Annotated in this window: 6 protein-coding genes; 5 read left to right on the forward strand and 1 reads right to left on the reverse strand. The window is 63.9% G+C overall.

Going from position 1 to position 11,730, the window contains the following annotated elements; genetic code table 11:
• Window positions 1-487 precede the first annotated feature (487 nt).
• The 5 genes from gltB to eno all read left to right on the forward strand — a co-directional run bounded on the left by gltB (window position 488) and on the right by eno (window position 10,473).
• A complete protein-coding gene (gltB, locus tag NFH97_RS12585; RefSeq protein ID WP_349624889.1) occupies window positions 488-4,933 on the forward strand; it encodes a glutamate synthase large subunit in 4,446 nt (1,481 codons plus the stop codon).
• 34 nt (window positions 4,934-4,967) lie between these two features.
• Window positions 4,968-6,386 carry a glutamate synthase small subunit GltD family protein gene (locus tag NFH97_RS12590; RefSeq protein WP_045991136.1) on the forward strand — a complete coding sequence of 473 codons (1,419 nt, stop codon included), beginning with the start codon at window positions 4,968-4,970 and terminating at the stop codon, window positions 6,384-6,386.
• A 175-nt stretch (window positions 6,387-6,561) separates the two neighbouring features.
• On the forward strand, window positions 6,562-8,217 hold the full coding sequence (gene pyrG, locus NFH97_RS12595) for a CTP synthase (RefSeq protein WP_045991135.1): 1,656 nt from the start codon (window positions 6,562-6,564) through the stop codon (window positions 8,215-8,217).
• Between the two features lie 5 nt (window positions 8,218-8,222).
• Entirely contained in the window at window positions 8,223-9,074 is an 852-nt protein-coding gene (gene kdsA / locus NFH97_RS12600; protein WP_108449773.1) for a 3-deoxy-8-phosphooctulonate synthase, read from the forward strand.
• A gap of 103 nt (window positions 9,075-9,177) precedes the next feature.
• On the forward strand, window positions 9,178-10,473 hold the full coding sequence (gene eno, locus NFH97_RS12605; RefSeq protein ID WP_108132316.1) for a phosphopyruvate hydratase: 1,296 nt from the start codon (window positions 9,178-9,180) through the stop codon (window positions 10,471-10,473).
• Between the two features lie 760 nt (window positions 10,474-11,233).
• On the opposite strand, the gene fdxA is transcribed toward eno, so the two are convergent.
• Complete coding sequence (gene fdxA / locus NFH97_RS12610; protein ID WP_045991132.1) at window positions 11,234-11,557, reverse strand: ferredoxin FdxA; 324 nt, start codon at window positions 11,555-11,557, stop codon at window positions 11,234-11,236.
• Window positions 11,558-11,730: the final 173 nt, after the last annotated feature.

Here is an 11,730-nt window from a genome sequence, read left to right on the forward strand (position 1 = left end):
GGCTTTGGCGTGGCTTTGGCGTGGCTTTGGCGTGGAAAGGAACGGCAAGAGACGGGACAGGTATTGGCCGAACAGGGCTTCACGGAGTGCGGTACGAGGTGCTGTCGACGGCTTCGGGATGGGGGGAATAGGCGCCGCTCATGCGTGGATCTGTATGTCGTATGCCTGATCGGCATGGGGTGTCGACAGTTTTTGCGACTAAAGTCTAGTGGCGAAAGGCGTACAGCAAGACTTGCTGGAAACGGCTTCCAAGTCGTTGACCTGATAAGGTTTTTTTTCGAAGCCTTGGTGCAAGCATCAGATTTACGGTGTTTTTTTATGGGGCGTGCGCGGCGGGGAGATTGCGCGAGGGCGGGGGGCTGGCTATGCTGGGTACCCATTTTTCGTGCAGTTAGCGAAAGCCCTTAAGGGCTTAAAATCAAAAGAAAAACCGATAATAATATCGCGATTATGCTGTGACTACAACCCTTTCACCTGAGGCGCGCCCATGAACAGAGGTCTTCACCAGCCCGGCGAGTTCCGTGACAACTGCGGGTTTGGCCTGATCGCCCACATGGAAGGGCAGGCTAGCCATGAACTGCTCAGTACTGCCATCGAATCCCTGACCTGCATGACCCACCGTGGCGGTATCGCTGCCGACGGCAAGACCGGTGACGGCTGTGGCCTGCTGTTGAAGATGCCCGACGGCTTCATGCGCCACGCCGCCAAGGAAAGCCTGGGTATCGAACTGGGCGACAGCTATGCCGTGGGCGTGATCTTCCTGCCCGACGACGACCAGCGTGAGGAGCGCGCCCGCCAGGTGCTCGAGGCGAGCCTGACAGAGCGTGGTGTCAAGGTGCTCGGCTGGCGCGAGGTGCCGGTGGACCCCAGCGTGTGCGGCCCGATGGCGCTGGAGTGCCTGCCGCGTATCCGTCAACTGTTCGTCGAGCCCGGTGACGCCGAGGAAGCCTTTGACGTCTCGCTGTTCATGGCCCGCCGACTGGCCGAGCAGGCGCTGATCGACGAGCCGGACTTCTACGTCAGCTCGCTGTCCAGCGACGTCGTCTCCTACAAGGGACTGGTGATGCCGGTGGACCTGCCGGCCTTCTATCAGGACCTGGGTGACGAGCGCCTGGAAACCGCCATCTGCGTGTTCCACCAGCGTTTCTCCACCAACACCGCGCCGCGCTGGCCGCTGGCTCAGCCGTTCCGCCTGCTGGCCCACAACGGCGAGATCAACACCATCGAGGCCAACCGTGGCTGGGCCAACTCGCGCAAGGAGAACTTCGTCTCCGAGCGGCTGCCCGACATCGCCAGCCTCGACCAGATCGTCAATACCACCGGTTCCGACTCCTCGAGCATGGACAACATGCTCGAGGTGCTGCTGACCGGCGGCATGGAGCTGCATCGGGCGGTGCGCATGATGGTGCCGCCGGCCTGGCAGAACGTGGAGATCATGGACGGCGATCTGCGTGCCTTCTATGAGTACAACTCCATGCACGTGGAGCCCTGGGATGGTCCCGCCGGTGTGGTCATGACCGATGGCCGTCAGGCCCTGTGCATGCTCGACCGCAACGGCCTGCGCCCGGCGCGCTGGGTGATCACCCGCAACGGCTTCATCACCCTGGCTTCCGAGATCGGTACCTACGACTACAAGCCCGAGGACGTGGTGGCCAAGGGCCGTGTCGGCCCCGGTCAGGTCCTCGCCGTGGACACCGAGACCGGCGAAGTGCTGCACACCAGCGACATCGACGAGCGGCTGAAGTCGGCCTATCCCTACAAGCGCTGGCTCAAGCAGGAGGCTCAGTTCCTGGAGTCCGCGCTGACCGAGCTCGCCGCCTTCAAGAACATGGACTCCGACACCCTTCAGGTGCAGCAGAAGATGTTCCAGGTCAGCTTCGAGGAGCGTGACCAGGTGCTGCGTCCGCTGGGCGAAAGCGGCCAGGAAGCGGTGGGCTCCATGGGCGACGACACCCCCATGGCGGTGCTCTCCGGCAAGCACCGGATGCTGTCGGACTACTTCCGTCAGAAGTTCGCCCAGGTCACCAACCCGGCCATCGATCCGCTGCGCGAAGCCATCGTGATGTCGCTGGAGACCTGTATCGGTGCCGAGCGCAACGTGTTCAAGGCGACCCCGGAGCACGCCCACCGTATCGTGCTGACGACCCCGATCCTGTCGCCGCGCAAGTTCACCGCTCTGGTCGGCCAGGACGACCCGGCCTTTGCCAGCCAGCGTCTGTCGCTGGGCTATGACCCGGAGCAGACAGGGCTCAAGGCGGCGCTGCTCGAACTGTGTCGCGAGGCCGAGGCGGCGGTTCACGAGAACAAGGTGATCCTGGTGCTGTCCGACGCCGACCTGCCCCAGGGGCAGGTGCCGATCCATCCGGCGCTGGCGGTGGGCGCGATCCACAACGAACTCGGTCGCAAGGCCCTGCGCCCGCGGGTCAACCTGATCGTCGAGACCGGCTACGCCCGTGACGCCCACCAGATGGCGGTGCTGTTCGGAGTGGGCGCCACCGCGGTCTATCCGTGGCTGGCCTACCAGGTGATGGCCGACATGCATCGCACCGGCGAGCTGTCCGGCAATCCGGCGGACGCCCGCGAGAACTACCGCAAGGGCCTGCAGAAGGGACTGTTCAAGATCCTCTCCAAGATGGGCATCTCGACCCTGGCGTCCTACCGTGGTTCGCAGCTGTTCGAGGCGGTGGGTCTGTCCTCCGAGGTGATGGATCTTTGCTTCACCGGCATGGCCTCGCGCATCGAGGGCACCGGCTTCAACGAGATCCAGCTGACCCAGGTGGCGCTGGCCAAGGACGCCTGGAAGCCGCGCAAGGGCATCTCCCAGGGCGGCCTGATGAAGTACGTCCATGGTCACGAGTACCACGCCTACAACCCCGACGTGGTCAAGGCGTTGCAGGAGGCGGTGCAGGAGGGCGACTACGCCAAGTGGAAGAAGTTTGCGCAGCTGGTCAATGATCGCGCGCCCGCCACCATCCGTGACCTGCTGAAGCTGAAGCCCGCCGCCGAGGCGTTGCCGCTCGAGGAAGTCGAACCGGTCGAGGACCTGCTGCCTCGCTTCGACAGCGCCGGCATGTCGCTGGGTGCGCTGTCGCCGGAGGCCCACGAGGCCCTGGCCCAGGCCATGAACGAGGCCGGTGGGCGCTCCAACTCCGGTGAGGGTGGTGAGGATCCGTCGCGTTACGGCACCATCAGAAGCTCCAAGATCAAGCAGATCGCCTCCGGGCGCTTCGGTGTCACCCCGGCCTACCTGGTCAACGCCGAGGTGCTGCAGATCAAGGTGGCCCAGGGCGCCAAGCCCGGCGAGGGCGGCCAGCTTCCCGGTGGCAAGGTCAACGAGTTGATCGCCCGGCTGCGTTATTCGGTGCCGGGGGTGACCCTGATCTCGCCGCCGCCGCACCACGACATCTACTCCATCGAGGACCTGGCCCAGCTGATCTTTGACCTCAAGCAGGTCAATCCCGACGCCCAGGTGTCGGTCAAGCTGGTCTCCGAACCCGGCATCGGCACCATCGCCACCGGCGTGGCCAAGGCCTACGCTGACCTGATCACGGTGTCCGGCTACGACGGCGGCACCGCGGCGAGCCCGCTGACCTCGATCAAGCACGCCGGTTCACCCTGGGAGCTGGGCCTGCCGGAGGTGCATCAGGCGCTACGCATAAACGGCCTGCGCGACAAGATCCGGCTGCAGACCGACGGCGGCCTGAAGACCGGCCTGGACGTGATCAAGGCGGCGATTCTTGGCGCCGAGAGCTTCGGCTTCGGTACCGCACCGATGGTGGCGCTGGGCTGCAAGTACCTGCGTATCTGCCACCTCAACAACTGCGCCACCGGTGTCGCCACCCAGATGCAGTACCTGCGCGACGAGCACTTCCGTGGCACCGTCGACATGGTCAAGCACTACTTCCGCTTCATCGCCGAGGAAGTGCGCGAACTGATGGCGCTGGTGGGTGTGCGCAAGCTCACCGACCTGATCGGGCGCACCGACCTGCTCGAGGTGTTCGAGGGGCTGACGCCTTCGCAGCACAAGCTTGACCTGACGCCGTTGCTGGCCAACGACCATGTGCCGGCAGATGCCCCTCAGTATTGCCAGGTCAGCCGTAACGTGCCCCATGACCCGGGCGCCAAGAACCTCGAGGTGCTGGAGGCGCTCAAGGACGCCATCGAGTCCAAGGGCGGGGCCGACGTGTCCTTCACCATCACCAACTGTGATCGTTCGGTGGGTGCGCTGACTTCCGGCGCCATCGCCAAGCGTTACGGCGAGGCGGGTCTTGACGACGCGCCGGTGACCGCGCGATTCACCGGTGTCGCCGGTCAGAGCTTCGGGGTGTGGAACGCCCGCGGACTCAATCTGTACCTGGAAGGTGACGCTAACGACTATGTCGGCAAGGGCATGAACGGTGGCAAGATCGTCATCACCCCGCCGAAGAGCAGTCAGTTCGAGAGCCACAAGACGGCGATCATCGGCAACACCTGCCTGTACGGCGCCACCGGCGGCAAGCTGTTTGCCGCGGGTACCGCCGGCGAGCGCTTCGGCGTGCGCAACTCCGGCGCCCACGCGGTCATCGAAGGCTCGGGCGATCACTGCTGCGAGTACATGACCGGCGGCATCGTCTGCGTGCTCGGCGAGACCGGCGTCAACTTCGGTGCGGGCATGACCGGCGGCTTCGCCTACGTGCTCGACGAGGATCGCTGCTTCGTCGACCGTTACAACCACGAACTGGTGGAGATCCATCGGGTCAACACCGAGGCCATGGAGGCCTATCGGAGACACCTCAGGGAAACCATCGAGGAGTATGTGGCCGAGACCGGGTCATTGCGCGGTCAGGCGATCCTCGAGGACTTCAGCGACTTCATCCGCCACTTCTGGCTGGTGAAGCCCAAGGCGGCGAGCCTGAATGGCCTCTTGGCCCAGTCCACGCGTCAGCCCGAATAACCCGACGGCGTCCCGAACAAGGCAGGAGAACATCATGGCAAACCGTTTGAACAACGACTTTCAGTTCATCGACGTCGGTCGTCAGGATCCGCAGAAGAAGGCGGCGCGCACCCGCGCCCGCCAGTTCGCCGAGATCTACGAGCCGTTCAAGCCCATGGAGGCGGCCAGCCAGGCGCATCGCTGCCTGCACTGCGGTAATCCCTACTGCGAGTGGAAGTGTCCGGTCCACAACTACATTCCCAACTGGCTGCAGCTGGTCAGCGAAGGCAACATCCTCGAGGCGGCGGAGATGTCGCATCGCACCAACTCGCTGCCCGAAGTGTGTGGCCGGGTGTGCCCCCAGGACCGCCTGTGCGAGGGTGACTGCACCCTCAATGACGGCTTCGGCGCGGTGACCATTGGTTCGGTGGAGAAGTACATCACCGACACCGCCTTCGCCATGGGCTGGCGCCCGGACATGAGCCAGGTGACCTGGACCGACAGGAAGGTCGCGATCATCGGCGCGGGCCCCGCTGGCCTCGGCTGCGCCGACATCCTGGTGCGCAACGGCGTCAAGCCGGTGGTCTTCGACAAGTACGCCGAGATCGGCGGCCTTCTGACCTTCGGCATCCCCGAATTCAAGCTCGAGAAGACGGTAATGGAACGTCGTCGTGCGGTGTTCGAGGAGATGGGCGTGGAGTTCCGCCTCAACGTCGAGGTGGGCAAGGACGTCGCCTTCGAGGATCTGTTGGCGAAGTACGACGCCGTGTTCCTCGGCATGGGCACCTATACCTATATGGAAGGTGGCTTCCCCGGCGAGGACCTGCCCGGGGTGCACAAGGCGCTCGACTACCTGATCGCCAACGTCAACCACCGCCTGGGCTTCGAGAAGAATCCCGAGGACTTCGTCTCGCTGGAAGGTCAGCGTGTGGTGGTGCTGGGTGGTGGCGATACCGCCATGGACTGCAACCGTACCGCCATTCGCCAGGGCGCCCGTGAGGTGACCTGCGCCTACCGCCGTGACGAAGAGAACATGCCGGGCTCCCGGCGTGAGGTGGCCAATGCCCGCGAGGAAGGCGTGGACTTCCTGTTCAATCGTCAGCCGGTGGCGGTGGTCGGTGAAGAGCGGGTCGAAGGCGTCAAGGTGGTGCGTACCCGCCTGGGCGAAGCCGACGAGAACGGCCGTCGCCGTCCCGAGGTGGTGCCGGGCTCCGAGGAGATCATCCCCGCCGACGCCGTGGTCATCGCCTTCGGCTTCCAGCCGAGCCCGGCGCCCTGGTTCGAGTCGGTGGGCATCGAGGTCGACGAGCGTGGCCGGGTCAAGGCGCCTGAGCATGGCAGCTTCGCCTTCCAGACCACCAACGAGAAGATCTTTGCCGGTGGCGACATGGTGCGCGGCTCCGATCTGGTGGTGACTGCGGTCTATGAAGGTCGCCAGGCCGGTGAGGGCATCCTCGACTACCTCGACATCTGAGGCTCTGCCGAGCCCCGTCCCCCGTTGTGAGAACCATGGCGGAGGGGCGGGGCGGTTTCTCCAGGATGACTTCCTGTTGTGCAAATTGAGCCGTTAGTCGATATCTGCTAGTCTGTCGTCCCATCCTGGCGCGGCTTCCTGCCGGGCCTACCGATCACGTTTCGACAGGTTCTCCATGACACGATATATCTTCGTGACCGGCGGCGTTGTGTCCTCTCTTGGCAAGGGCATTGCGTCGGCCTCGCTGGCGGCGATTCTCGAGGCTCGCGGCCTCAAGGTCACCATGCTCAAGCTCGACCCGTACATCAACGTGGATCCGGGCACCATGAGTCCCTTCCAGCACGGCGAGGTGTTCGTCACCGAGGATGGCGCCGAGACCGACCTGGACCTGGGCCACTATGAGCGCTTCATCCGCACCAAGATGACCCAGTCCAACAACTTCACCACTGGCCGGGTCTACGAGCACGTGCTGCGCAAGGAGCGTCGTGGCGACTACCTGGGCGGCACGGTACAGGTCATCCCGCACATCACCGACGAGATCAAGCGTCGTGTCTACGAAGGTGGCGAGGGCTTCGACGTGGCACTGGTGGAGATCGGTGGCACCGTGGGTGACATCGAGTCGCTGCCGTTCCTCGAGTCCATCCGTCAGATTCGCAGCGAGAAGGGCGCCAGCAACGCCATCTTCATGCACCTGACGCTGGTGCCCTACATCCAGACCGCCGGCGAGACCAAGACCAAGCCGACTCAGCACTCGGTCAAGGAGCTGCGCTCCATCGGTATCCAGCCGGATATCCTGATCTGCCGCAGCGAGGTCGAGCTGGAAGAGACCGAGCGTCGCAAGATCGCGCTGTTCACCAACGTGGAAGAACGCGCGGTGGTACCGCTGCAGGACGCCGATACCATCTATCGGATTCCGCTGATGCTGCACGAGCATGGGCTCGATGACATCGTCTGCGACAAGTTGCGCCTCGAGGCCGACGAGGCCGACCTCAGCGAGTGGGTCAAGGTGCTCGACGCCAAGCTCAACCCGCTCAAGTCGGTGAACATCGCCATGGTCGGCAAGTACATGGAGCTCTTGGACGCCTACAAGTCTCTGAACGAGGCGCTGATCCACGCCGGCATCCAGACCCGCGTGAAGGTCAACGTCGACTACATCGACTCCGAGGACATCGAGCGTCACGGCACCGACCGGCTGGCCGGCAAGGACGCCATCCTGGTGCCCGGCGGCTTCGGTGAGCGCGGTGTGGAAGGCAAGATTGCCACCGCGCGTTTCGCCCGCGAGAACGACATTCCCTACCTGGGCATCTGCCTGGGCATGCAGGTGGCGGTGATCGAGTACGCGCGCCATGTGGCCGGCTGGAACGATGCCGACTCCACCGAGTTCACCCACGACACCCAGCACCCGGTGGTGGGCCTGATCACCGAATGGCTCAACCCCGAGGGCAAGATCGAGGTGCGTGACGAGGCCTCCGATCTGGGCGGTACCATGCGTCTGGGTGGCCAGGAGTGCCGTCTGGCCAAGGGGTCCAAGGCCCGCGAGGCCTACGGTGACGACATCATCGTCGAGCGTCATCGTCATCGCTTCGAGGTCAACAACCAGTTCATCGAGGACCTGGAAAAGGCAGGCCTGGTGGTCTCCGGACGCAGCGTCGACAACTCCCTGGTGGAAATGGTCGAGCTGCCGGACCACCCTTGGTACGTGGCCTGTCAGTTCCACCCGGAGTTCACCTCGACGCCGCGTGATGGCCACCCGCTGTTCACCGGCTTCGTCAACGCGGCCCTGGGTCACAAGGCCAAGCGCACCCGCGCCCAGTCCGCGCATCAGGAGTGATCGCCATGTCAGACGCCCAGCGTACCATCGAATTTGCCGGCCTGAGGGCCGGCAATTCATTGCCTCTGGTGCTGTTTGCAGGGATGAACGTGCTCGAATCCCGTGAGCTGGCCCTCGAGGTCGCCGAGGCTTACGTCGAGGTGACCGGCAAGCTCGACATCCCCTATGTGTTCAAGGCCAGCTTCGACAAGGCCAACCGCAGCTCGGTGCATTCTTACCGCGGTCCCGGCCTGGACAAGGGGCTCGCGATCCTCGATGAGGTCAAGTCGCGCTTCGGGGTGCCGGTGATCACCGATGTCCACGAACCGCACCAGGCGGCACCGGCGGCCGAGGTGGCCGATGTCATCCAGCTGCCGGCGTTTCTGGCTCGCCAGACCGACCTGGTGGTGGCGATGGCCGAGACCGGTGCGGTGGTCAACATCAAGAAACCGCAGTTCCTGGCCCCCCACGAGATGCGCCACATCATCACCAAGTTCCAGGAAGCCGGCAACGAGCGGCTGCTGCTGTGCGAGCGCGGCTCGAGCTTCGGCTACAACAACTTGGTGGTGGACATGCTCGGCTTCGGCGAGATGAAGGACACCGGCTTCCCGCTGCTGTTCGACGTGACCCACTCGCTGCAGCGCCCGGGCGGGCGCAGTGACAGCGCCGATGGCCGCCGCGCCCAGGTGCTGGACCTGGCCAGGGCCGGGGTGGCGGTGGGCATCGCCGGGTTGTTCCTGGAAGCCCATCCCGATCCCGATTCAGCAAAATGCGACGGCCCCTGTGCACTCCCGCTTGATAAGCTCGAGCCTTTCCTGTCGCAGATCAAGGCGCTGGATGACGTAGTAAAAAAACTACCGTCGATCGAGATACGCTGACGCTACCTCCGTTGGATCGTGTGTTCTGGCCCTGGGGCCTATGGTGTCACCCGGGCGGATCGACAACGCTGACACGAGTTTTTCACCCACAAGGATCCTCAAGATGACCAAGATCGTCGATATTCGTGCCCTCGAGGTGCTGGACTCTCGCGGCAACCCCACCGTGCAGGCGGAAGTCCGCCTGGAAAGCGGCGCGATCGGTGTCGCCTGCGCACCGAGCGGCGCCTCCACCGGCTCTCGCGAGGCGCTGGAGCTGCGTGATGGTGACAAGAGCCGCTACCTCGGCAAGGGCGTGCTGAAGGCGGTGGACGCGGCCAACGGCAAGATCCGTGAGCGTCTGCTGGGTATGGACGCACGCGATCAGCGCGGGCTGGATGATGCCATGCTCGAGCTCGACGGCACCGACAACAAGGAAAACCTGGGCGCCAATGCCATCCTGGCGGTCTCCCTGGCCGCGGCCAAGGCCGCCGCCAACGCCAAGGGCGTGCCGCTCTACGCGCACATCGCCGAGCTCTACGGCCAGCCGGGCAAGTACCTGATGCCGGTGCCGATGATGAACATCCTCAATGGTGGCGAGCACGCCGACAACAACGTCGACATCCAGGAGTTCATGGTCCAGCCGGTCGGCGCGCCGAGCTTCCGCGAAGGGCTTCGCGTCGGTGCCGAGATCTTCCATGCGCTGAAGAAGGTGCTGTCGGCGCGTGGTCTGGCCACCGCCGTCGGTGATGAGGGCGGCTTCGCCCCCAACCTGGCCTCCAACGCCGAGGCGCTGGCGGTCATCAAGCAGGCCGTCGAGGATGCGGGTTACGCGCTGGGCAAGGACGTCACCCTGGCGCTGGACTGTGCCGCCAGCGAGTTCTACAAGGACGGGCAGTACCTGCTGGCCGGCGAGGACAAGAGCTTCGACGCCGAGGGCTTCGGTGACTACCTGGTGGGCCTCAGCGACGAGTACCCGATCGTGTCCATCGAGGATGGTCTGGACGAGTCCGACTGGGACGGCTGGAAGTCGCTGACCGCCAAGCTCGGCGATCGCGTGCAGCTGGTGGGTGACGACCTGTTCGTGACCAACACCCGCATTCTCAAGCGCGGCATCGACGAGTCCATCGGCAACTCCATCCTGATCAAGTTCAATCAGATCGGCTCCCTGTCCGAGACCCTCGATGCCATTCGCATGGCTCAGGACGCCGGCTTCACGGCGGTCATCTCCCACCGCAGCGGTGAGACCGAGGACACCACCATCGCCGACCTGGCCGTGGGCACCTGTGCCGGTCAGATCAAGACCGGCTCTCTGTGCCGCAGCGATCGTGTGGCCAAGTACAACCGTCTGCTGGTCATCGAGCAGGAGCTGGGTGAGCGTGCGAGCTATCCGGGCCGCTCCGCCATCAAGGGGCAGGCGTAGGCCCTTGGCAAGGCACCGATGGTGCTAGTGTCGACGCGTCTTGTAAGAGATTGACTACAGTTCTTGTAAGACATTGACTATTTTGGCGTCGAAAAGGCTCGCAACCGTGTTGCGGGCCTTTTTTATCGCCTTGATTTTTCAATGCTTTTTCCGACAGGCCCTCTCGGTCTGCGTCATGGGTGAGAAAAGTAGGGTGCTTGTGATGACCCCAGAAACTGACAGAATGGCCACACGAATCGAGAGGTCAGGCTTCGCGGCGGCAAGTCGCCCGTCTGTCCCACGGAAACTTCATTGTTTCGGCATCGTTTCCGCAAGGAGGTGGAGTCGACGTCGGCAGTGAAGGGGCATGGATGTCCTCGGTGGTTGACACCCGGATGGGCCGGACTTGCCACTCTTCGGTTCAGGTAGGTGTTTTCGGGATGCGTTCAGGAGTCAAGAGCGCGCCTGGTGCGACAGGAAGTCGCTTCTGGGCACGGAGGGCGCTCAGGGAGTAGGGCGGAGGGAGCCGCCCAAGGAAACGCTTGGAGCGGGCGGCCTACGGGCCGCCTTTTTTTATGCCTGCCTGTCGGGCACCTGCTTCGAAAGGCCATTGCACCACGTCCTTCCTGCGCCGATGTCAGGCAGAAATCCGCGCCGGTCGATGCTTGTCCGGGGGCGAGTGGGCCGGACACCCTCCTTCAAGATTGCCGTTACACAAACGCGACAGCCGCCCGGATAAGGCGGCTGTCGCGTTTGTTCAGGTACTGCCTGGCGGCTAGGCTCAGCGCTCGAGCTTTTCCAGCTTGCCCGGCTTGCCGTCCCACTGCTCGGCGTCTTCCGGCGGATCCTTCTTCTCGGTGATGTTGGGCCACACCTCCGCCAGCTCGGTATTGATCTCCAGGAACTGTTCCTGGCCCTCGGGCAGTTCATCCTCCGAGTAGATCGCTTCGGCCGGGCATTCCGGCTCGCACAGGGCGCAGTCGATGCATTCGTCGGGGTGAATCACCAGGAAATTGGGGCCTTCGTAGAAGCAGTCCACCGGGCAGACCTCGACACAGTCGGTGTACTTGCACTTGATGCAGTTTTCGGTGACGACGAATGTCATGCCAGTCTCCCTTCCTCGGGCCAGCGCCTTGCCGGCCTCTCTGTACAGTGGTGGCTTTCGCCCGGGTCGTTGGTGACGTGCGTGCGGCGTGGCGCCCATGCAGGCCATGCAACCTTCGCGTCCGGCGTAACATGCCGGCGCGTCTTAAGCCTTAATGTTATATAGAAATGGCT

The sequence above is a fragment of the Halomonas sp. SCS19 genome (genome assembly GCF_040147015.1).
GTDB classification, from domain to species: Bacteria; Pseudomonadota; Gammaproteobacteria; order Pseudomonadales; family Halomonadaceae; genus Halomonas; species Halomonas litopenaei.